The organism is Oceanobacillus sp. FSL K6-0251 (assembly GCF_038004725.1).
In the GTDB taxonomy this organism is placed as follows: Bacteria; Bacillota; Bacilli; order Bacillales; family Amphibacillaceae; genus Oceanobacillus; species Oceanobacillus oncorhynchi.
Genome location: NZ_JBBORS010000001.1, coordinates 1,709,494 through 1,733,904, shown reverse-complemented (window position 1 = coordinate 1,733,904; position 24,411 = coordinate 1,709,494). Strand labels below are relative to the sequence as shown.

General features: G+C 38.0%; 19 protein-coding genes, 1 pseudogene and 1 other annotated feature (1 of these 21 only partly in view). Of the genes and pseudogenes, 1 reads left to right on the top strand and 19 read right to left on the bottom strand.

Annotation, left to right across the window (positions count from 1 at the left end):
• Positions 1-156 (bottom strand) — a binding site (T-box leader) (it extends 108 nt beyond the left edge of the window).
• 308 nt (positions 157-464) lie between these two features.
• Together MKY45_RS08830 and MKY45_RS08825 are read right to left on the bottom strand one after the other, a co-directional pair.
• Positions 465-2,366 carry an endonuclease MutS2 gene (locus tag MKY45_RS08830; RefSeq protein ID WP_042533286.1) on the bottom strand — a complete coding sequence of 634 codons (1,902 nt, stop codon included), beginning with the start codon at positions 2,364-2,366 and terminating at the stop codon, positions 465-467.
• A gap of 523 nt (positions 2,367-2,889) precedes the next feature.
• Positions 2,890-3,114, bottom strand: a complete 225-nt coding sequence (locus MKY45_RS08825) for a hypothetical protein (protein WP_341172834.1) — start codon at positions 3,112-3,114, stop codon at positions 2,890-2,892.
• Between the two features lie 123 nt (positions 3,115-3,237).
• Between MKY45_RS08825 and MKY45_RS08820 the strand changes: the two genes are divergently transcribed.
• Complete coding sequence (locus tag MKY45_RS08820) at positions 3,238-5,274, top strand: copper-translocating P-type ATPase (RefSeq protein WP_042533284.1); 2,037 nt, start codon at positions 3,238-3,240, stop codon at positions 5,272-5,274.
• A 75-nt stretch (positions 5,275-5,349) separates the two neighbouring features.
• Here MKY45_RS08820 and MKY45_RS08815 read toward each other — a convergent pair whose 3' ends face one another.
• The 17 genes and pseudogenes from MKY45_RS08815 to MKY45_RS08735 all read right to left on the bottom strand — a co-directional run bounded on the left by MKY45_RS08815 (position 5,350) and on the right by MKY45_RS08735 (position 24,350).
• Complete coding sequence (locus MKY45_RS08815; RefSeq protein ID WP_042533282.1) at positions 5,350-6,687, bottom strand: D-serine ammonia-lyase; 1,338 nt, start codon at positions 6,685-6,687, stop codon at positions 5,350-5,352.
• Positions 6,688-6,777: 90 nt separating this feature from the next.
• Positions 6,778-7,347, bottom strand: coding sequence for a GNAT family N-acetyltransferase (locus MKY45_RS08810; RefSeq protein WP_042533280.1), 570 nt, complete (start codon positions 7,345-7,347; stop codon positions 6,778-6,780).
• Between the two features lie 142 nt (positions 7,348-7,489).
• Positions 7,490-7,876 (bottom strand): hypothetical protein, encoded by a 387-nt coding sequence (locus MKY45_RS08805; protein WP_042533278.1) that lies wholly within the window; start codon positions 7,874-7,876, stop codon positions 7,490-7,492.
• Between the two features lie 277 nt (positions 7,877-8,153).
• Positions 8,154-8,612, bottom strand: a complete 459-nt coding sequence (locus MKY45_RS08800; RefSeq protein WP_042533276.1) for a hypothetical protein — start codon at positions 8,610-8,612, stop codon at positions 8,154-8,156.
• Between the two features lie 13 nt (positions 8,613-8,625).
• Entirely contained in the window at positions 8,626-9,426 is an 801-nt protein-coding gene (locus MKY45_RS08795; RefSeq protein ID WP_042533274.1) for a DUF3100 domain-containing protein, read from the bottom strand.
• Positions 9,427-9,441: 15 nt separating this feature from the next.
• Positions 9,442-10,341, bottom strand: a complete 900-nt coding sequence (locus MKY45_RS08790) for an NAD(P)-dependent oxidoreductase (RefSeq protein WP_341172833.1) — start codon at positions 10,339-10,341, stop codon at positions 9,442-9,444.
• Between the two features lie 114 nt (positions 10,342-10,455).
• Complete coding sequence (locus MKY45_RS08785; protein ID WP_212928302.1) at positions 10,456-11,907, bottom strand: aldehyde dehydrogenase family protein; 1,452 nt, start codon at positions 11,905-11,907, stop codon at positions 10,456-10,458.
• Between the two features lie 83 nt (positions 11,908-11,990).
• Positions 11,991-13,616, bottom strand: coding sequence for a helix-turn-helix domain-containing protein (locus tag MKY45_RS08780; protein WP_212928301.1), 1,626 nt, complete (start codon positions 13,614-13,616; stop codon positions 11,991-11,993).
• 179 nt (positions 13,617-13,795) lie between these two features.
• Positions 13,796-14,302 (bottom strand): O-acetyl-ADP-ribose deacetylase, encoded by a 507-nt coding sequence (locus MKY45_RS08775; protein ID WP_042533266.1) that lies wholly within the window; start codon positions 14,300-14,302, stop codon positions 13,796-13,798.
• Positions 14,303-14,599: 297 nt separating this feature from the next.
• Positions 14,600-15,262 carry a TetR/AcrR family transcriptional regulator gene (locus tag MKY45_RS08770; RefSeq protein ID WP_193063822.1) on the bottom strand — a complete coding sequence of 221 codons (663 nt, stop codon included), beginning with the start codon at positions 15,260-15,262 and terminating at the stop codon, positions 14,600-14,602.
• A 362-nt stretch (positions 15,263-15,624) separates the two neighbouring features.
• Entirely contained in the window at positions 15,625-17,154 is a 1,530-nt protein-coding gene (locus MKY45_RS08765; RefSeq protein ID WP_042533262.1) for a BCCT family transporter, read from the bottom strand.
• A 104-nt stretch (positions 17,155-17,258) separates the two neighbouring features.
• Positions 17,259-18,770 (bottom strand): BCCT family transporter, encoded by a 1,512-nt coding sequence (locus tag MKY45_RS08760; protein WP_256706300.1) that lies wholly within the window; start codon positions 18,768-18,770, stop codon positions 17,259-17,261.
• A 320-nt stretch (positions 18,771-19,090) separates the two neighbouring features.
• Positions 19,091-20,100: pseudogene (namA, locus tag MKY45_RS08755) on the bottom strand (NADPH dehydrogenase NamA).
• 88 nt (positions 20,101-20,188) lie between these two features.
• Positions 20,189-20,530, bottom strand: a complete 342-nt coding sequence (locus MKY45_RS08750) for an NAD(P)-binding oxidoreductase (RefSeq protein ID WP_256706299.1) — start codon at positions 20,528-20,530, stop codon at positions 20,189-20,191.
• Between the two features lie 150 nt (positions 20,531-20,680).
• Positions 20,681-21,733 (bottom strand): proline racemase family protein, encoded by a 1,053-nt coding sequence (locus MKY45_RS08745; protein ID WP_139089098.1) that lies wholly within the window; start codon positions 21,731-21,733, stop codon positions 20,681-20,683.
• Between the two features lie 54 nt (positions 21,734-21,787).
• Complete coding sequence (locus tag MKY45_RS08740; RefSeq protein ID WP_256706017.1) at positions 21,788-22,885, bottom strand: alcohol dehydrogenase family protein; 1,098 nt, start codon at positions 22,883-22,885, stop codon at positions 21,788-21,790.
• Positions 22,886-23,114: 229 nt separating this feature from the next.
• Positions 23,115-24,350: an NAD(P)/FAD-dependent oxidoreductase gene (locus MKY45_RS08735; RefSeq protein WP_256706016.1), complete on the bottom strand. Its 1,236-nt coding sequence runs from the start codon at positions 24,348-24,350 to the stop codon at positions 23,115-23,117.
• Between the last annotated feature and the right edge of the window lie 61 nt (positions 24,351-24,411).

Genomic DNA, 24,411 nt, shown 5'->3' with positions numbered 1-24,411 from the left:
TGTAACGGTGGGGTTCCGTCCTTAATTACTTTCTTAACTTGATTTCACTAAGGCTGCTCTAAGGCGAGTTCCCTGCTTCCCTGTCATTGCTTCTCATCAGCCAGCAACTTTCTGTAAACAAGTCAGACAAGTACTATTCCTTATCCTTGCATTCCAATTTTGATATTTTCACTATCTTATCAGATTTATCAGAGAATGGGAAGGGGGAATTTTAAAAATATTTTTTGTTGCTTGTAAATTCATATTGAAAACATCAGCTTGGCACTATTTGTATCAAATATTAAATGTTTTTTAATAACCCTCCAAATTCATAAGCAAAATTTCATTCAGGGAGTTAACACCCGTAAAATCCCCGCCTAAATAAATTCATTTATACTCTCTATTTGGAGGGAGAGGTTTACGTAAGGTTCAAATAACAGAAGATGCCTACCCTTTTTTATAGTCAGCACGGACAAAAGGCCAGCTTACTTTTCCCTGTTTCTAATCTCCTTCTCCACCTTCCGCAACGCTTTTTTAGATCCCCGCTCCAAATCATGCTGCATTTTCAGAGAATGATAATTCTCGAATAAAGTATCCATATCGTAACCTGCAGGATATAAATCCTTCCCTTTAATCTCTAAGGAGATTCGCTTTACATTCACCGTAATCAGCTCATTTTTATAAAAAACGACCACATTATATTGTGAATCAGCTCCTTCATAGATAATTCCGAAATCATCGTATTCCAACAGCTTGACCCGATCTCCTTTTTCGTACTCCGTAAATACAGCTGATTTCTGTTTAACTGTCTTAGGCTTTCTAATTTTATTATGATTAACAAGGTCAAAATGATATTCTTTATTATTCATATATTCCTTCGCTTTTTGAAGAACTTGTTCTTTCATGTTCATTTTCCTGGAGATCCACAGCGCATTACTTTCTCCTGATTTCCCCATAATCAATTTATACAGCGGCTCTAATGTTTCACTATTAAATTGCATCGCCGCATTCATGAAGTCCGGATGCATTTCTGAAAAACGCTTGATTTCACCATAGTGGGTTGTAGCTACAGTAATACAGCCCATCTGATAAAATTCTTCTAAAATAGAGATAGCAAGAGCTGCTCCTTCATTCGGCTCTGTTCCGCTGCCAATCTCATCAAAGAGTACTAAAGAATGATGATTCGCCTGCTGCATAATCTCAGCTATATTTTGCATATGAGAGGAGAATGTACTTAGCGCATTTTCCATGCTTTGATTATCGCCAATATCCACAAAAATATTTTCGAATAAGCTGATTTCCGTTTCCTTATTAGCCGTTATATGAAACCCTGACATCACAGATAATGTCAGAAGCCCAATCGTTTTTAATACAACGGTTTTTCCGCCGGCATTTGGTCCGGTGATAATCAGGCTCCTGAAATCTTCACCTATCTCAAAATTCAAAGGCACTGCTTTCCCTGTTAACAGCGGATGTTTACAATCGATCAGTTTCATATACCCATGGTCATTCAATTTGGGCTCAATTCCGTCCGTCTGCTTACTAAATTTAGCTTTGGCAAACACCATATCATATTGGCCAATCAATTCCATATTTATTTTTAATTCGCTGATATTCTCTAAAATCATTCCCGATAAAGTTGCCAGAATTTGATATTCTTCCATCTGCTCCTCAGCTTTTAATACAGCAAGTTCATTATTTAATTTACTGACTGCAGCAGGTTCAATAAAAACCGTAGAGCCTTTGGAAGAGGTGTCTACAATGACGCCATCGACATGATGCTTATAAGCAGCTTTTACTGGAATTGTATATCGATCATCTTTTTTACTGATAAATGCTTCCTGGATATATTTTTTATACACACTGCTTTTCAAAAATCGGTTTAAACGTTCCTCCATCTTCGTCTCAACAGCTTGGATATGGTTTCGAATCCGTTTTAATTCTTTGCTTGCTGCGGAATCGATTCGATTTCCTTTTATCGAAAAATCAAGCTCTTCTTCTATACTTTGAAATACGGCCATTGAATTTGCATAAGAGGCTAATACAGGTGCAAAAAATGCTTTATCGAGCATGTATTTTTTGATTTTCCGGCAGCCCCGCAGGAAATCCGATACATTTACTAGATCATCCGGCTGTAAGATGATTCCCTTTTCTAGATTTTGCATGATATTTTCAATATTGGAAACGCCCAGGAAAGGAACACGGCTATTCGTATTCAAAATGGCCACCGCTTCCGTCGTTTCATTCAATCTGCTTTTCACCACGTTAATATTTGAGCTGGGCTTTAATTTATCCATTAACTGCATTCCCAGCCCGCTGATACAATAAGATTTGATAATTTTTTTTAGTTCATTATATTGCAGTTTATCAAAGGTTATCTCATTCATTTTTTGTTCTCCTTTACGATATGCGTTGAAGTAATCAAGTTCCTCTCTTGTTTACAAGGGAGCGTATGAATGAAGATACCTGCCCATTAGATTTCAATACGTATCTTCTCATCCATTTTGAGAATGAATTTTATCAATAAAAAAAGCCGCAGGAATACCGCAGCTTTTTTACATAATAACCCATCTGTCATGTACATCTGTTTCAGAATAACAACAGATAGCACAACGAGACAAGACGATTATGATGAGGTGCTTATAAGTTCAGCAGGTATCTTCATAGGTTGAAATAAATACATTACAAATAAAGGGTCTACTCACCCTAATTATTTCTATATTTATTTCGTTTGAAATTATCCTATTTAGAACCTACTACAATACTCACACAGCACACTCCTTATTTATTTAAATAGCATTGAAATCTAATTTATAATCACATTATACAATATTTAAAAATGAAATGGAACTGCAAATTTATATGAGATGTATTTCTTCTTACATTAGGTCAAGGCATCCCATCTCTTTTCTATTTCAAGTATTGTTTGACGTCTTCTATGGTTTCCAATTCATCTATATGATCTATTATTGCTTCCAGTGTGCTTATTTCCTGTTCGTGTATCTTTTTCTTTATATCTTCTGAAGGTGGAGCTACAAACTTTGTGATTAATCGAATTGTGGTATTGGCTATACCTTCCGCTCTGCCTTCTTCCTTCCCTTCATTCCGAAAAATCTCCGCTAATGTCATTGTCAACTCGCTTCCTTCTTGATAAGTGTTTCCTATATGGTCGATTATATCATAAAATTGTTTTTTGGTAAGATGCCGCTGGACACGGAAAATATAATAAAACAATAAAAGGAAAGGAGTGGATTACAAATGCATGAACAACATAATCATCACAACGCGCATCATTCCGACCATGAACATCATCAAGAGAAGCATCATGCTCATTCCCACCACGATCATCATGAGCATATGATTGCAGATTTTAAAAAGCGGTTTTACATTTCGCTTGTACTGGCACTGCCGATTATTCTGCTTTCGGATATGATTCAGTCGTTCTTTAATTATTCGCTAACATTTGCAGGGGACCATTGGGTTGAGCTCATTCTGGCATCTATTATTTTCTTCTACGGCGGCTGGCCATTTTTAACAGGTGCTGTGGACGAATTAAAACAAAAATCTCCTGGAATGATGACCCTGATTGGATTTGCAATTACTGTAGCCTATGTTTATAGTGCCGCTACTGTATTGGGTTTGGAAGGTCATGATTTATTCTGGGAATTAGCAACACTGATTGCCATTATGCTGCTGGGGCATTGGATAGAAATGAAATCTGTCAGCAAAGCCTCTGATTCCATGGAATCATTAGTAGAGCTGATGCCACAGGAGGCAACCAAAATAGACAAAACGGGCAACACCGAAGTCATCCCCGTTTCAGAGCTAAAAAAAGGGAATCATGTTCTGATTAAACCAGGTGAAAAAATACCAGCAGATGGTATCATTATTAACGGAAAATCCTCTGTGGATGAATCCATGCTGACTGGCGAATCGGTCCCTGTTGAAAAACAAGTGAAAGATGAAGCAATCGGCGGTTCAATTAACACATCTGGTTCATTGACAATTGAGGTTTCTAAAACAAGTGAAGAAGGCTATCTTTCACAGGTGGTTCAGCTTGTTAAAGAAGCACAGGAAAGTAAGTCAAAAACGCAAAAGCTTTCCGACCGTGCAGCAAAATTACTGTTTTATGTTGCTATAACTGCCGGAATCCTTACATTTGTTATTTGGATTTCTCTTGGCTATGGAATGGAAGAAGCGATGACACGAATGGTAACAGTTCTCGTTATTTCCTGTCCACACGCCTTAGGGCTGGCAATTCCTTTGGTAGTTGCCCGTTCCACTTATCTGTCAGCTCAAAACGGTTTGTTTATCCGTAATCGTGCAGGCTTTGAAGATGCACGAAAAATCGATACAGTCGTATTTGATAAAACAGGCACGTTGACCAAAGGGGAATTTGCTGTAACAGATATTATTTCCAGCAGCAATATAACCGAAAAAGAGCTTCTGCAAAAAACAGCTTCTATTGAAGCACAGTCGGAGCATCCGATTGCTGCAGGGGTTGTTGCGTCTGCGAAGAAGCAGCAAATAAACTTGACCACACCAGAAACCTTTGATTCCATAACAGGTGCAGGTGTAAAAGCAAAATTGGAAGGTTCCTGGCTTCTAGCAGTAAGCCCCGGTTATATGGATAAAAACGGAATCCCTTATGATAAAGAAGCTTTTAACCAGCTTGCTGATGCAGGTAAAACAGTAATTTTTGTTCTGGAGGAAGAACAGTTCATTGGAATGATTGCCCTTGCTGACCAAGTCAAAGCTTCCTCCAAAGAAGCTGTACGCCGTTTACATGAGCTTGGCATTGAAGCACAGATGCTGACTGGTGATAATCAGACCGTAGCGACCGGCGTGGCCAAAGAAATCGGCATTGACCACGTTATCGCTGAGGTGCTCCCAGACCAAAAAGCCGATCAAATCAAACAGCTGCAGGCAAATAAAAAAAGAACAGCGATGACCGGCGACGGCATCAATGACTCCCCTGCTTTAGCCACTGCTGATTTAGGCGTAGCAGTCGGGGCCGGTACAGATGTCGCGATGGAAACAGCTGATGTTGTCTTAGTGAATAGTGACCCGGTCGATGTTGTTTCCATCATAGAGCTTTCCCGCTCAACCTATCGCAAAATGATTCAAAACCTTTGGTGGGCAGCAGGCTATAATATTATTGCCATTCCATTAGCAGCAGGAATACTAGCCCCTTGGGGCATTGTACTAAACCCTGCCGTTGGCGCAGTATTAATGTCACTCAGTACGATTATGGTAGCGTTCAATGCCAGGTTATTGAAAAATAAACATGCCTAAAGAAGGCCTCTGCCATGTAGAAAAACGCAAATCGGCTGGCGCGTCTGATTTGCGTTTTTTCTATTCTTTCAATAATCACCTTATATCAGGATTGTTTTTATATTCCAGTCCCTTTTGATATTCCGCTTCCTGAATGTCACCCGGCACCATGCTTCCACCGGTAGCCCAAATTAAATGCGTATCTCCATCGGTCACTTTCAGTTCATTTTGAACGACATAAGAAGGTCCCATCAACCCGGTTACAGCAGAAGGTTCCAAATGAATGCCCTCTGCATCAGCCATTTCTGCAATTAGGCGGAACATTTGCTCATCACTTACCGTATAAATTCCTTCTAACAGCGGCTCCATGACTTTTCCGACAAAACCAGAGGGTCTGCCGACAGCTAGCCCATCTGCGGCTGTTTGATTGTCTAATCCAAAGTCATTGACGGAAATCTCATTATGCAGTCCTGTCATCATTCCGACCAGCATACAAGGGGAATGAGTCGGTTCTGCAAAATAACATTTTACAGCGTCACCAAAGATAACCTTCAAACCAAACGCAACACCGCCCGGGCCTCCGCCGACACCGCAAGGCAAGTAAACATGGAGCGGCTTCTCCGGACTCACTTGAATTTCCCGTTCTTCGAATTGCTTTTTCAAACGAATAGCTGCCACCGTATATCCTAAAAATAAATCCTTAGAATTTTCATCATCGATGAAATAGCTTTTCGAATCATTTTCAGCTTCTTTTCTTCCCTCTTCCACTGCCTTGCTATAATCAGATGGATGCTCCATAACCTGAACTCCGCGCGATCTTAACAAATCTTTTTTCCATTGCTTTGCATCTGCAGACATATGGACAATGACTTGAAAACCAAGCTTGGCGCTGATGACGCCGATACTCAGACCCAAATTACCTGTAGAGCCTACAAGAATCGTATACTGCGAGAAAAATTCCCGATACGTTGCTTCCGTCATTTTACTATAATCATCTGTTTCGGATAACAAATGATGCTCCTGTAACAGGGTTTCTGCATATTTGAGAACTTCATAAATACCGCCTCTGGCTTTAATCGAACCGGAAATCGGCAAATGACTATCCAGCTTTATGTAAAATGCACCAGGGATTTTTTGACCTGTAATCGTTTCGATTCTGGCCTTGATTTGATTCCCTTCTATCAGCGGTGATTCAATAATTCCCCTGTCCTTTTCCGTTTCGGGATAGGCCTTTGCTATAAAAGGTGCAAATCGTTTTAAGCGTTCCTCCGCATCTTTCATATCTTTTAATTGAAGCGGCTGGTCTTGCAATGCTTCCTTATTATCCTTCACACCTGGATTACTCCAATAAAACGGGGTGTAATTTAATATGGGGCCCAGATCCGGAAATTCTCTGATCCATTTCTCCATCGGTTTCCCCTTTACGATTGTCATTATCCTGTCACCTCTTTTTGAAAATTGTTCTGTTAAGCTAGATTATAACACTCTCCACTTAAAACAAATAATTTGATGGCAGGTATTCTATTATGTTTTTTCTTCGCTTAACCACGTTTCCCTCGTTAATTTCATTTGCATAGAATCGATCCATTCCCCTTCAAATTCCAGCTCGTTTTCATTGATGCCAACTTTCACAAAACCAATTTTTTCATAAACATGCCTCGCCCTTGGATTAAATTCCAAAACGTCCAGGGTCAGATAATGAAGTGTCGTGTTTTTAAACACATAATCGATAAGAAGCTGTGTCGCCTCTGTTCCTAAGCCGCGATTTCTCCCCTGTGGACCGATAAGTATTCTGAAATTCATACTATGCGTGGATTCGTCGTATAAATTGATTACTGCTTCGCCCACCAAAATGTCCAGGAATGAATCAACAATAGCCAAGTCCAGACGGTCCGTTTGAGTGTGTCTTGAACGGTACCAGCCAAGAATATTTTCTTCTTCCTCCTCAAAGTCAAAATCCATATCGCTTCCAGTTAATTTTAAAACTTCCTCATCCGTCAGGCATGCATTTATATGAGGAAAATCTTCTTCCTTAAATGGCCGAAGTGTAACCTTTTCACCTTTCAGCCAAGGTTTATGACTTAAATCTATCATACCGCAGCTCCCCCTTTTTCATTAACATACATGGATATAGTCCTAATTTCCAATGAAAGCCATTCTTTTTCAATCGAATTGACACAAAGAAAGTCATAGAAAAAGCACCTTGTTATCTGCCTGACTTAACAAGGTGCTCTGCTTATTTCTTAAACGCTTTATATATAAAATAACCAATGATACCAATCACTGCATAAACTGCAAAAAAGACAATAAAGCCCCATAAGCCCATGACAGCATCAGCAAATTCCATATTTCCGCGTTGTGTATAGGCCTGCTGAATCTCCACAGCAAATACAAGGACGACCATTACGGTAAATGTGTAGAGAAAAGCCAAAATGGCAATACTCCACTTTATTTTAGATAGAATTTTAAATACTACATAGACAATAAAGAAAGTTACGATTCCCAGGATACCAAAAATCCAGAAATGCAATTCTTTATCTGTCATATTCGAACCAAATGTACTGGCAATCACATCATGCATATCATTGATTAAATCGACAATCAACATAATTGCTTCCCTCATAGCAGACTCCCCTCTGTCAGAAAATGCTTATAATCATAGCCTACACGAAAACAAAAAATAATTCCTTACTTATCTCTTTAAATTTATACAGCTTTACGCAATCAAAGGAAGTATGATAATGGGGAACATGTTCATCTTGGAATAGCAATATATATATGCTTATTGTTAGGTGTGAATGTTGAGTTATTTAAAAAGATTATTTATGCCGTACACGATTTATACATAACTCGCTGTATTCATTAAGACTATATTCTTTAAGAACAGCGCTACTTATCATTTAAATAATTCCTTGGAATCGCAATATAATTTCTGCAATTAATGCCGAACCTATAAATGTTCCTAACATGACTAAGCTTGCCACAACAATCGTCTTCCATCCTAATTTCACAAAATCTGTCCACGAACGGCCGATGGCAATACCGGCATAAGCTAATATAGGCGTTGCAAGTGCGAGAAGCTCGACCTGACTCGTCCATTCAACAATTTTCTCCGAACCGGGCATCCATGGCATAGATACCAGAACGCCTATCAGTGAAATATAAGCAATACTCGGGAAGTTAACCGGTATAAGTTCTCTTAAAATAAATCCAGCTAAACAAATCAGTATGAGTGTGATCATCCCAGGAAGCGCTGTTAATGGCATAATTTCATAGCCTGCCCAATTTCCTATAAGGGCTGTAAACCCAAAAATAACTAATAATAATGTCCATTCTTGTATGTTTTTTAATAACATCATTAAGCCCTCCTTATCATTTAGACGATCTGCTTCGAGTCATCACACGGTATATTTTTTCTGTCAGCGGCAAACCAATAAACAGGCTGACCCATAGTCCAGTTGAAAGTGATAATAAATTACTTGCTCCAGCAAATGCGACAATTTGGGTCTCTAAATCTGGAAATGCAGCTACGAGCGAACCGCTGGCTGCTGCCATCATACTGCCGCTTCCTACTCCTGAGGCCATGGCAAAAGAAAGCGGATTTAACGGAGTAATCGTTGCAAGAAGACCGGAAATCAGCCCCAAGAATACGGCTCCAAAAACCGTTCCAAAAATATACATTGCCATAACACCGCGGCCTTCCGGAGAATTAACTCCAAATTTATCCATGATCAGCCCTACATTTGGCTCTCTCCCAATCGAATGAGTCATTCCAACAGCTTCTCGTTTCAACCCCAGCCAAATTGCAACAGGGAGAGCAAATAGTATTGTCCCTAAATTACCAAGTTCTTGCAAAAGCAATGCCGGACCTGCAGCAATTACTTCCGGTAAAGATGGGCCAATGATAACTCCGATTTTTGCTAATAATAAAGCAACTCCGAGCACAATAATAGGCTCTGCATTTTTTGATTGCTCTTCTTTAACCAATGGGGTAAAAAATAAAACCAGCCCGATAATTAAGGCATATAGCATAGGTAAAAGTAAAATTACTCCGGGACCGACCGTGATACTAAATTGTCCAATTGCTTCTGTTATCAAAACAATGACAAGTACGATAGCATGCAAACGCCAATCCTTCCATAACCCCATAACTGTACTGGATTTTTTACTCATTTTGGAACCCTCCTTTTAATTTTTATTCAGCAATTCTACTTGTCTTAATTGACCAATCATTTCATAGACAGCTGTAGAATCTTTATGATTCTTCCCGTTATAACTGGCGATTTGAAATAATTGGTGTGCGGATTGACTGGAGACCGTCGGGATTTGCTGACCTTCAGCAAGGTCCCGGTATAAATTCATATCTTTCATCATATTCGCTAATGAAAATTTCACATCATTAAATGTGTCTTTTAACATATTTGCTCCAAAAACATCCATTACACGTGTTTGCGCAGTTCCATTTTGTAAAATAGAAGCAATTTTCTCCTTGGAAACACCCGCCTTTTCACCAGTAATAAGTGCTTCACTCAACAAGGTGATTACTCCTCCAACCACCATGTTATGACACAATTTCACAATTTGTCCTGCACCGCTTTCCCCTACGTATTCGATATTCTCCCCCACCGCTTCTAAAACAGGTAATACCTCTGGAAAAGCTTGTTCGCTTCCTCCGGCCATAATCGTCAGCGTACCATTATGAGCACCTTCCGGACCGCCGCTTAATGGGCAATCAAAATATTCTATTTCATATGTTTTAGCGATTTCATGCAATTGTCTTGTAATTGCTACATCATTTGTGCTCATATCTAAGATATAAGCCCCTTTCTTCATCACAGAAAATGCTCCCTGCTCTTGATCTGTCATTAATTGCTGAATAACGGAAGGAGACGGCAGGGATAAAATTATAACATCAACCAATTTTGCTAATGTTCTAACATTTTCAGCACCAATGGCTCCTTTATCCGTCAATGCCTGTACAAGTTCATCATTAATATCAAAAACATGTACATGATAATCTTTTTTTAATAAATTGGAAGCAATTCCAGCTCCCATTAATCCGCATCCGACGATTCCTATATTTTTCACGAAACTCTCCCTTTCCTGGTTGACTTCATTTAGATAATAGACAGACGGCGAATATCAGGTTTATTAGAATATAGATGTGCATTCCAGGATATGAGCCGTCTGTTTATTATCTTTTTATGCTTTAATATAAACAGTTTTATACTCTGTCCAAAAATCTAATGCTGTTGACCCTTGTTCACGAGGACCAATGCTGGATGCTTTTTTGCCGCCAAATGGATATTGATTTTCAAAATAATTAGACGGTATATTCACATGTGTAACCCCCGATTCAATTTCACGAATAAAATGAAACGCTTTATTCATATCATTGGTATATATCGTTGACGAAAGCCCAAATTCATTATCATTCGCCAGCTCAATTGCTTCCTCATACGTATCTACTATTGTAATTCCCATTACCGGACCAAAAATTTCTTCCCGGTTAATCGTCATTTCCTTTGTTACATTACTGAATATGGTCGGCAAGACAAAATATCCTTTGTCCTTTCCGTCGTCTGTCAAACGCTTTCCTCCATATTCCAATGTGGCTCCTTCATCTATAGCAGAGTGAACATAATGTAAATAGGTGTTTAACTGTCCTTCATCAATTACCGGGCCATTATCTACGTTCTCTGTAAATCCATCAGCAATAACTAATTTTTCTGCCCGTTTTACTAATTTTTCAATTAATTCTTTTGCGATAGACTTTAATACAATCACACGGCTGGTCCCTGTACAACGCTGTCCATTATCTAAAAACCCGCTAATCACCAGATTTTCAACCGTTTCGTCAATATTGGCATCTTCAAGAATAATAGATGGATTTTTTCCGCCCATTTCAGCCTGCATTTTTGCTCCGCGAGCCGTTACAGCTTTTCCAAGCGCCAATCCTACATCCGTTGATCCTGTAAACGATACAGCCTTGATTTTCGGATGATTTCCAATAGCGCTCCCAATCACGCCGCCAGGTCCTGTCACCATGTTAATTACTCCAGCCGGTACCCCAGCCTCTTCAAATAATTCCATGATTTTCACACTAATTAGCGACGTATTGCTTGCAGGCTTAAAGACTACGGTGTTTCCTGCAATAATTGCCGGAGCTATTTTCCAAATCCCGATACCTAACGGAAAATTATAAGGAGCTATCACACCAACCACCCCAAGCGGTTCTCGAATAGTATAGCCGAAGATATCATTATCTTGAGAAGGTATGGTTTCACCTGTCAGTCTGGTTGCTTCTCCGCTAAATTGCTTCATCGCCTCAATCGTTTTACGTACTTCTCCATGTGCCTCCCGGAGTGATTTGCCAACTTCTTTTGTAATAATGACAGCCAATTCTTCCTTATTGCTTTCAAGAAGCTGAATCAAATTGAAAATGACATCCCCTCTTTTCGGAGCTGCTGTGCGCGACCATTTTAAAAAAGCGTTTTCAGAAGCTTGTATAGCTAACTCGACATCTTCCTCATTAGATTGTTGGAAAAAGCCTACTATTTCATCTGTTTTTGCAGGATTTATGCTTGCGTATGTTTCATTTGTTTTTGATGGAACCCATTCCCCATTTATAAAATTAAAATACGTATTGCTCATTTCTAAATAGCCTCCTTTGAATACTTGATATATTTCATCTTAAAATGAAAGCGCTTAAAATTAAATAGGGCGAGCAACAAAGATTACCCATCTTTTTTGTTGCTCGCCACATATAGACGAAAGGCTATCACGAAATCAATCCAATCCTTCTCATCATCAAATTGAATGTCTAATGCTTCCTCTATTTTTCGTAAACGATAGTAAAGTGTATTGGCATGTATATGCAAATGCTCAGCAGTTAGTTTATGATTTTTATTTAAATGGATAAATACTTGAAGTGTTTCAATAAAGCTTTCATCCAGAGAATATAAATGCTGCAGCTTATCATGCATAAACATTTTCAGAACATCCTCGTCTACTTCATATAAAAGCCTCTCAACTCCCAGCATAGCATATTCAACTATCTCCATCTGGTGATGTTTGGCATATCCAATGGAGCGAATAGCTTCCTGATAGGAAACAGACAGTTCCTTTATATTCGTTTCTCTGCCAATACCATAAATAACCTCCATGTTATTCCAATATTTTTTTATTTGTTTAATAAGCTCATATAAACGATTCTTTTTTGGCTCCGGTACAATAACAATTACCTGAAAGGTACGCGTAAAAATTAAACTGTCTATTCCCAGTGACTGACTAATTCGCTCTATTGACTGGATAAATCGTTCTTTTTCTATTAATTTATCTAGCTGCCATAATGATTTATCCTTCCCTTCCATTATCATACATTGCACAGTCCAATCTTTCTTCCATTTCACATATTGTAAAGCATGCTGCAGATCTCTATCTGAAATTCCTTCCATTAACTGATTAAACACTTCTTCTCTGAAATGGATTTCTTTTTCAAAAAGCGCATTGTTTTTAACCAATTCTAATGCAATGGGAAGGCTTGCTTGTTCAATAGCAATTTTGCTCATATAAGAAAAATCATTAAAGGCTTTTTCAAATTTCAATAATCCCAGCCTTTCATTTCCTCTTACAATAGGAAAAATATTTTCTTTATCGTATTCTTTTATCTCATGATCAAACTGAACCGGCGATTCAATAATTTTTTCCAATAAAGAAATGACATTTTCAATGCCTCGCCCTTCAATAATTAATTCATAAAATTGATTATGAATAGCATACGATTGTCTCAGTAAATTATTTTTCTCCTTTAAATCCTGGTAAACATTCGAATTATCGATTGCGATAGCCGTTTGATCCGCAACCACTTCAATAACCTGCATATCCTCTTTTGTAAATATATTTTTACGGCTGAAATTATTGACAACAACCATGCCATAGCAGCGGTTCTTATTTACAATCGGAACAACAAATGTGCTTTTTATTTTTCTTTCTTTGATTCCTTTATAATAATATTGATAATTTTTTGCAGTCATATTTTTCATATAGTCATCAATTTCTTCTTCCGAAGTGAATAGTTTTGACTTTTTTTCTTGAAACACCCTGCCAGCAATCGATTCACCGGGAGCGAATGCAATTTTTTCAAATGCTTCCTTATTCACATCCTGCCCTTCAGCAAATTTAAGTGTTTTCGTTTTTTCATCATATAAATAGATAATAAAAACTCCTGACACATCAATTAACTCCGTGGCTGCTATAATAACACTTTTTAGGATTTCTTCTATTTTTAATGACTTTGTCAGCATTTTATTTATTTCCAGCAGTTTTTTTGCTTTATGAATATCCTTAAAGTTTTCATCCATTCATTTCACCACTTTTCCAAAAGTCTAAATAAATAATTTATTTATTATCTTATCACAATTACTTTAAAATAATTGTGATATCTCAAAGTATCACGATAAAATGCCTCGACAAACACAAAACGCCCCTGGAGTTAGATGATTCCATCTAATTCCAGGGGCTGTCGTACTATATATAAGAATTATCCCACAATGGATGCATACCATTTTTGAAACAAGGTAAAGGCTTCTTCGTCATACGCAATAAGATACACACGCATCTCATTCTCTGATAAAAAGTCATGAATGACTGAGACAGCAATGTTAAACGCTTGTTCCTTTGGATATCCATAAACGCCGGAAGAAATAAGCGGAAAAGCAATACTTTCCATTTGATACTCCTTCGCTAAAGCAAGCGAATGCTTGTAGCAGTCGGCCAATAGCTTTTCTTCATTTCTTTGCCCACCGTGCCAAACTGGTCCGACAGTATGGATAACATATTCAGCCGGCAGCTGATAGCCTTTTGTTATTTTCGCTTGACCTGTTTCACAGCCGCCAAGGTTCCGGCATTCCTCATACAGTTCAGGTCCTGCCGCCCGGTGAATTGCTCCATCAGCCCCGCCTCCTCCAAGCAAAGTAGAGTTAGCAGGATTTACAATAGCAGCTGCATTGACTTTTGTAATATCACCTTGAATGATGTTAAAAGACATAAACGTCCCTCCAGGTAAATTATTAATCCTTCTAATCTAATTATTTCCCATTTTCATAATAGAGAAATGACTGCATAGGAAAATACAAAAAATAACATTAAAACGGATAATACTTATTGGTAGCTGGATGATTATGAAGCGTCTGTAGCTGACTTATGTAATATAATTATAAGGAAGTGAGGTTTGTGTTGCAAATAAAGATGGATTCATTTACCAGTCCTCTGGATTTGAAATCAAAAAAATCGCTCATTATTTAAACCCTATTAATGCAAGGTATCTAAATAATGAACGAATCCATTACTTGGCTAAGGTATAGTTGTTTACAATTCCTTTTATATGTTCCATCGTCTTCTCTGCTGCTTCATCCGCATTCAAATGACGCCGATTATTCAATACAGTGATTAACATCCCCTGCCATACCAGCACGGTTCTCTCGTTAATAATAGCAGCTGTTTCTTCAGATAGCATACCTTCCTGAACAGACTTATACAATTCATTTCGGCTTCTCGATGAAAGGTTATAATCCGTTATAATAGTCTTTATATCTTCTGAAACCTCTCCGTATAAATCTGATTGGTAGACATTATAATAATATTTCAATAATTCTTCTGGATTTTCTCCCAGATCAGCTAAAAAGATAGCATAATAAATTTCCGGATCTTCAAAAGAATGTTTACAAAAGCTTTCCCAACTCAATAAGTATTTATCCAAAGGATTTTCTTCCTTTTCCATATATTCAGGAAGACCTTCAATATATTTATTTAAATATTTCAGTGCTGCAAAAAAGATGAGGTGAGAAACTTCCTGAAAATAATTATAGATAGTGGCACTATTATATCCTGCTTTCGTAGCAATCTCTCGTATAGTAACATTTTCAATGCCCTTTTGCTCAATAATTTCAACTGTAGCATCTACGAAATATTGCCACATGCGCTGCATTTGAATTTCTTTGTTTGACATTTGGAATCCCTCCCTTACTCTTTATTAATTATGCAGAACTACGTTACTACTATAAAGGTTTTTCAATTGGGAATCAACAATAGTCGGGAAAGAACAAACAAATGACACAAAATTGCCTATAAAAGCTATCCGTAAAACAGCAAAGCAGCATGCGCTCTTTTTTCCGCGAATGCTGCTTATACATTGAAATGTCAGTTGATCAGGCTGTCTTGATTTATTTTACATAAATACAATTTTAATTGAATCTTTACATCAAATATCAAACTGGAATTGATCAACTCCTGTTTATCAGCGTATTGACCATATATATGAAAGGCTGTTTTACTGAATTATTTATCCTTGAGATGATATCGAAATCCTGCTTATCCGGTTTTCGATTTAACCTCTTCTTCCTTTTTTACTTTCGAATATTTAAATTCACTTTTCAATGCTTTTAATATCGTATATGTCATAAATAGCATAAATATAATAAACGGAGTGGACACTACAATGACTACTGTCTTTATCGTTTCTAAGCCTCCAGCTAATATAAATACGGCTGATATACAAAAAATAACTAATCCCCAGATAAACTTTATCTTGTTATCAGGATTAATATTCCCTTCAGAGCTAAACATTGCAAGCACAAACGTGCCTGAGTCGGCTGAAGTGATGAAAAATACTAAACATAGAAGCATCATTAAAGCACTGGTTAGAGAGCTCAATGGAAAATATTCCAGGAACGAAAATAACGCCTGCGTAACATCTGTGTTGACAGCATCGCCCAGCATACTATTCCCCAGGTCATGGATGAGGTGTATACCTGCTCCGCCAAAAATGGAAAACCAAATAAAGCATAATATAGTGGGGAAGAAAAGAACTGCAATGACAAACTCCCTGATTGTCCTTCCTTTTGATATTCTGGATATAAATGCGCCAACAAACGATGCCCAGGTTAACCACCATGCAAGGTAAAATATTGTCCAATTGGAAACCCAATTTTGCTGGTCGCCATTAAAAGGAGCTAACTGTGAACTCATTGTCAATATATCACTTAAATAACTTCCTGTCCCGCTGATAAAAATATCTATTATCTGTTTTGTAGGCCCTATAAGGAAAATAAACAGCATCAAGCTAAGAGCTAACAGCATATTAAAATTAGAAAGATATTTTATCCCGCGATTGACCCCTGTAAGCGCAGATATCATAAATAATATCGTGCCAACAATGATAATAATCATTGAAACAGCTATTGTATTAGAAAATCCCCAAAGAAAATTTGCTCCCTCAGAAATTTGAATTGCTCCTAATCCAAATGCCTGAGCAATACCTATAACTGTAATGAAAATTGCATAAATATCAATTGTTTTGCCCCATGGCCCATAAATTCTATCACCCAAAACAGGGTAAAAAATAGAGCTTACTCTGGCAGGAAGATTTTTTCTAAATTGAAAGTAAGCCATTCCTAATCCAACTAAACCAAACAATGCCCATGGGTGTAATCCCCAATGAAAAAATGTATACTTTATTGAAAGTTCGGCTGACTCAGAAGTTAATCCTTCACCAACAGGCGGGGACGTATAATGCATGACGGGCTCGGCAGTCGCCCAAAAAACCAAACCAATCCCCATCCCTGCAGCAAATAACATGGATATCCAAGACAACGTACTAAATTCAGGCTGGTCCGAATCCTTTCCTAATTTTATCGAACCATATTTTGAAAACATAAGATAGATACTGGTAATTACAATTAATAAACTAACCACAAGATAAATCGGGCCAAAATAATTCACATTAAAACTCAAGAAAGCAGGAGCAGCTTTTTCCAACCACTCTCTAAATACAATACCAAAGACCATAAAGGATAATGAAATAATTAAAGAGACACGTAAAATCAAATTATTTTTAAACATAGAAATTCCTTTCTAATTCATTTTTAATGAAAACAAAGATAGGTTTCATAGCCCCGCCTTAGGTAAGCGTTTACAATTAAACGTTCCTTCTTTTCTTTTTTAAGTCAGCTAACTTCCTTTCCATCTTCTGCATACTCACTTTTTATTTCAGACTCATCTTTCATTAAACCTTTTAAAATTGCGTAACACATGATTAAAATTAATAAAGCAAGCGGCGAAGTGAAGACTATAAGTACTGATTTTGCAGTCTCTAATCCTCCAGCTATAACTAAAATAATTGCATAGCTAAAAAGAACACCTCCCCAGATCAGCTTTATTCTATTAGGCGGGTTAAGGCTCCCCCCTGAACTGAACATTGCTAACACAAAAGCTCCAGAATCTGCTTGTGTGATAAAAAAGACTAAGCTTAACAGCATAACTAGAATGCTTGTGAAAGAACTCATTGGAAAATAATCAAGAAATGCAAATAACGCAGAAGTAACATTTGAACTAACAATATCTCCTAACACTGTATTCCCTAATTCATGTATCAGGTAAATACCTGTACCTCCAAATACAGAAAACCATACAAAACACATCAGTGAAGGCACAACGAGTACTGCCAGCACAAACTCTTTAATTGTTCGTCCTCTGGATACTCTTGCGATAAATGCTCCAACAAACGGAGCACATGACAGCCACCATGCAAGGTAAAACACAGTCCAATTTGAAATCCAATTTTGTTCTTCACTATTAAACGGAGCCAGTCTGGTGCTCATGGATAAAAAATCATTTAAATAACTGCCAGTACCAGTAATAAACACATCAATTATATGTTTAGCCGGTCCGAAACCAAATATAAATAATGTAATCAGAATGGCTAGTATCATATTAAAATTAGAAAGATACTTGATACCACGTTTCAGTCCGGTAACTGCAGACGTCATAAATAATATGGTACCAATGATTATAATTACTATGGAAACAGCTGTTGTATTAGATAATCCCCATAATATATTAGCCCCTTCAGAAATTTGTAGGGCTCCTAATCCAAACGAATTCGCTAAACCGATAGCAGAGATAATGATTACAAATATATCGATGGCGTTTCCGATTGGACCGTATATTCTTTCTTTTAAAAGCGGATAAAAAATAGAACTAAATCTAGCAGGCAGCCCTTTTCTAAATTGAAAGTAAGCCATACCCAGCCCAATAATCCCATATAACCCCCAAGGCTGGAGCCCCCAATGGAAGAAAGTATATTTTATCGCAGTATCCGCAGATTCTGCAGTAGATCCTTCCCCTTGCGGCGGATATAAATAGTGAGTAATTGGTTCAGCAGTTGCCCAAAATACTAAACCTATCGCCATACCGGCTGCAAATAACATTGAGATCCATGAAACAGTGCTGAACTCAGGCTTCTCGGTATCTTTTCCTAATTTAATATTTCCAAATTTCGAAAAAGCTAAATATGCGCATATTCCGACAACGATAAAGCCTGCGAACAAATAAAAAACTCCAAAGTAATTAACGTTAAAACTTAAAAACGTTGGAGCCATTTTTTCTAACCAATTTCTAAATAAGAGACCCAGAACAATTAAACAGCAAGAAATGATTATTGAAACTCTTAAAACGATATGTTGTTTGATAATAATCCTCCTAAACCAATTTAAAAAGTCCCAACTTTCTGACTTATTTTTTTATAGTACAGCTAGATAAATGAATATATTTAGCTAGGTAATCTACTTGAAGTCATGGTCTTTCTTATTTCATTCTGCTTTCCTGAAATAAAATGAATATTAAAAGATTTTTACCCTCAAGCCATCTGTGAAAAAATCCTGCATGTATCTACACGTGCATTTCGTTTTATGACAATATTTAATTCACTAAAGAATCCAACCAAATTATTACTCTTTTATAAAACTTGAAATATATCATATCACTCTCTTAATCTTTTTTATTTCCAGCCGCGATATTGAACCGGCGCCTCAATATCATACCCTAATTCAACGGCTGCCGCTTTTGCCCAATACGGATTCTTTAGTAAGGCTCTCCCGAGTACTACCACATCTGCTCGTTCATTTTGTAATATTTCTTCCGCTTGTATGCCATTTGTGATCAGTCCAACAGCACCAGTAGCAATCATTGTTTCTCGTTTAATTGCTTCACATCGCGGCACTTGATAACCGGGATACGGGTTGATTTCGGCTGGCACAACACCGCCGGAACTGCAATCAATAAGATCGACACCTTGTTTTTTCATTTCATTTGTGAAATAAATCATATTTTCCAAGGTATTCCCCTCTTATGGTACTCATCAGTAGAAATTCGTACGAATACAGGTCCGCTCCATTCTTTTTTTACTGCTTCTATAATTTCAGAAAGAAAACGGTAACGATTCTCCTGTGACCCGCCATATTGATCTGTTCGTTTATTTGCTAACGGGGACAAAAATTGGTTGATTAAATATCCATGCGCTCCATGTATTTCCACGACATCAAAAGCTGCTTCCTTTGCACGCCGAGCTGCTTGTCTGAATGCTTCAACTGTTCGTTCGATATCTTCGGCGTCCATTCCAATAGGAACCTTACTTTTACTGTTAAAGCGAAACGAAGAAGGAGCGAAAATGTCAGAGTCTACTACTGCCTTTCTGCCTGCATGGGCTAACTGGATACCTGCTTTTGCTCCATATGCATGTATCTGTTCATTCAAATCCTTTAACCCTTCTACATGAATATCATCCCAAATTCCTAAATCCTCCACAGAAATACGCCCTTCTGGCTGAACTGCGGTTGCTTCCGTGATAATCAGTCCAACCTGACCGACTGCCCGGCTCGCTAAATGTGTCAAGTGAAAGGGTGTGATGATTCCATCTTCTTTACATGAGTACATACACATCGGTGACATAACAATTCTATTCTTTATCTCCATGCCACGAAATGTTATTGGTGTGAATAATTTGGGCATATTCAGTCTTTTGCTCTCCTTTTTCAGTTTCTCATATCGATTAACTAAATGATTCATTTTGCAGGGGTTAAAATTGTACCCCCTGCATCTAGATATTTTTTAGCGCTTCTTTTATTTCTGTCTCACCTGTAACAAGGTCAAATGCACGGTGATATGTTTTTTCTTCATTTAAAGCTGCAACAGCAGTCTGTGCTACGTCTTCTCGCGGAATTGTATCTCTAACTACATAATCTGCTGCCTTAATTTTTCCTGTACCCGGTTCATTTAACAAACCGCCCGGGTGGAGAATCGTGTAATTCAAACCACTCGCTTGAAGGAACCTGTCCGCATAATGTTTTGCAACTGGGTTACAAAATGTTTTCCAATTTGACCATTTGCTCCTATTACAAGAACTTTCATGTAATACTCCCCGCCCTCTCTTTAAATTCAGTTTAAATATGAGGTTGTTTATGCCGGCCTTTGATTCATCCCTTATTATCTCTCCAGTAATACCAGAATTTATTATTCTTAGCTAACAGATCAAAATGAACTGGCTGTAATTATTTAATTAACCAAACACCATTCCCAATATTCCGAACATTCACCATAAATCTCCTACGGTATATCCTTCTGTGAATGGATCCGTTTCATCTAAAATATACTTTGTAAATCCATAAATCCATGCTTGCCCGCCTACTTTTATGCGGATAGCATCCCTTTCCCCAACTTTTGAGGTTCCCGAAATATTTCCTTCAAAAATAATACCAATCAGCCCTTCATTTCTCCATCTGTCGCCTACTTTTAATTCTCCCTTGGCGTATTTAACAGCTATTAGGGCAGAAGTTCCAGTCCCGCATGCACATCTATCCAGAGCACCAGTCCATGTACTTTCGTCATTAAAATCAATCTCACCGGTATACATCGTATTTACAATTGTAGAATCAGCATCTGGATTATCTGTCGGCCCGTGCATTATGGAAATCGTAATCCCAATACCTGGATAATCCGGATGTTCAGGGACTTCAAGCTGTTCCTTTGCTGCTTGTGTACAAAGAGCAGAAATTCTTGTTATTTCTTTCCCTTGATCCGGTACAAGCTCAAGCCAATCAAATTGTCTGCTATTTATAATGCAATAATACATTCCGCCCCAGGCCACATCGACTTTTACTTTACCAAGGGTAGGAACATCAATCTCTGCATCGATATGGACCGCATAAGATGCCACATTATCAAAATAAACCTGCGTTACTTTACCATCTTTACAATCTGCTGTAATAGGAATGACTCCTGCAGGTGCTTCAAGAGCAAACTTTGTTACAGGCTCCTGCATTGGTATCATACCAGTTTCCAAAAGTGCTGTCGCAACACTTATTGTATTACCGCCTGACATCATAGGATATTCCAGCTGTTCCATTATAATATATCCCGCAGCTGCATCAGGATGCTTGGCAGGCACAATAAGGTTACAACAAATAGGCGGGTATCCTCTGGGCTCCCTAAGCATCAATTTTCTCAGCTGATCATCATTTTTTTCAAGCCAAAGCGCTTGCTCATATACTGATTTTCCCGGAATTGTCGGAATCCCTGACGTAACAACCCTCATAGGTAATCCGGCATGCACTTCTATCGCATCAAACGATCTTTTAATTCTCACAGGAAATCCCCCCTATAGACAGCTTTTTCATTCTTAATTATTAATCGCGTGTAACTATTTCGCAGTAACATCGATTATAAATTTACCAGCTAGTGTTTTAGACAAGAAAGCTTTTTGAGCTTCTACAATATCTTTTAATGGAAATTCTTTTGCTATGGCTGGTTTGATTTTCCCTTCTTCAATATAACGAATCAGATTCTGGAAGGCTTCTTTTGTTTGATAGGTACTACCAAACAAACTTAAATCTTTTAAATAAAGATCCCGAACATCAAGCTCTACAAGCGGCCCGCCAATTGCTCCAATAACGCCGTATTTTCCGCCTTTCTTCAAAACTTCTAAAAGCTCCGGCCACATCTTTCCGGCAGCTACGTCTAAAACGACATCCACCTTCATTTTTCCAATTTTTTCAACGTAGCTGTCCCCTCGATAGATTATTTCATCAGCGCCGTAGCTTTTAACTCTTTCTACTTTATCACTGCCGCAAACAGCAATAACCTTCGCACCTCTTACTTTCACTAACTGTACGAGTGCAGCGCCAACGCCCCCTGAAGCACCAGTTACCAGAACGACATCATCTTTTTCGACTCCCACTCTGGAAATAAGGTTTTCAGCGGTTCCATATGAACAAGGAAAAGTGGCAAGTTCCTTATCAGATAAACTGGAATTGATTACAAAAGCTTCTTCTGCCAGTACAGTTGCATATTCGGCAAAAGCACCATCACATTCTGAACCAAATGTAATTGATTCTAAACCATTTTCACTTGTTTCTCTTTGTTGAACGGAACGTATTAGTATTCTTTCGCCAAGTCTGTCTTGACTGACACCTTCTCCGACAGCTACTATAATGCCGCAGCCATCTGCTCCCTGAATCCTCGGGAACTCCATCGCCTTCCCGAGCCATGAACCATCATCTGTTACTTCTTCCTTGAATCCTGATGCTCCGCCTTCATTCGTTTCTGATTTTACACTTTTTGAATACCACCCTATACGCGTGTTCACATCTGTATTATTTACAGCTGCTCCGCCAATTTTCACCAGTACTTCTCCTGCTTTTGGAGTTGGTACATCAATATCTGTACGGTATTCTAACTTTTCAAACCCGCCATTTCCTGTTAAATATACTCCACGCATTTTTTTTGGTATTGTATTCATCGTTTCTCTCCTTTTAAAACATTTCACTATGCCAGCTAGTATTAATCTAAATTAAAAAACATTCTAAATACTTGGATGACAAAATTTCATCCAACGTATTTCTTTTCAATTCTGAGGAATAATATAAATAATATTACTCCATATTTTCTACATTTTAGGAAGTTGTTTTTTGAAATTTATTATTCCTCAGAGCTGCTTTTTAATTTCACCTTTATGAAGAAGGATAACCTTAATCCACCTCTACATACATACACTCTTTCAATTTTATATCCGTATTAGGTAATAGCTCTGGAACTACAGGCTTCTGCTGGTTAATTAATCTGCGCACTGCCAAAGCATTTTTGGGTTGATTTACGAGTAAAGCCGCCTCGATTACATTACTTTTATTTAGATAAAAATAGCTAAATTCCTTATCTTCTACATTTCCCCGTAACACTGTCGTTTCCCAATTTTTCGTATGTCCAAAATATTGTAACCGGTAATCGTATTGATCGGACCAAAAATATGGAACGGTAGAATAAGAGGTTTGCTCTCCTCCCAGCATATTTTTCGCAACACATTTACCATGATTGATTGCATGGTCCCAATGTTCTATGTGAATGTTATTTCCTAAAAATGGCCACATCGCGCAATCCCCGGCAGCATATACATTTGGTAATGATGTCTCACCAAATTCATTAACGATATAACCACTGTCAATCTGTAATTCTTTATCAAGCAATGCTGTATTTGGAATAACTCCGACACCTACAATGACTGCCTGGCATGGAATGGTTTTCCCTTTCTCTGTCAGAACTTCTTCAACCTGTGTCTCTCCATTAAATTGTACAACGGTATCTTCCATAATAGCTTCTACGCCTTCAGCTTGATGCATTTGAAGGAAATATTCTCCCATTTCGTCACCTAGAATGTGAGCTAAAGGGAGTGGTGCACGCTCCAACAAAGTTACTTCTTTACCCAGCTTTTTGAATGAAGATGCAAGCTCTGCTCCAATAAAACCTGCTCCAACAATAGCAATCTGTTGAATATCATCCAAATTCCCCCTTATTGCTTTTGCATCAGACAATGTCTTCAAATAGTGAACACCTTCCAGATCAGATCCTTGTATCGGCAACCTTCTTAAGCTGGAACCTGTCGTTAATAAAAGCTTATCCCAGTTTATTGTTTCTCCATCTGATAAAACGGCGCTTTGCTTCTCTGAATCAATCGAAACGATTTCAACACCAAGCTTCAAATCGATTTGCAGCTCTTCAAGATTTTCTTGCGTATGCAAAGCGATATCCGTTTCTGTGGATTCACCCAGCATAAATTCCTTTGAAAGCGGCGGGCGGTCATACGGCAGCTCTGTATCTCGGTCAATTAACACAATTCGGCCTTCATACTCCTCATTACGCAGCGCTTCGGCTGCATGTATTCCTGCTATACCAGCTCCGATAATCATAATCGTTTCAGCAGAATTAGTCATCTTTCATCCTCTCCAATCTTCTTTAAAACGGAATATATTTTACATTTCTGTATCATATTAA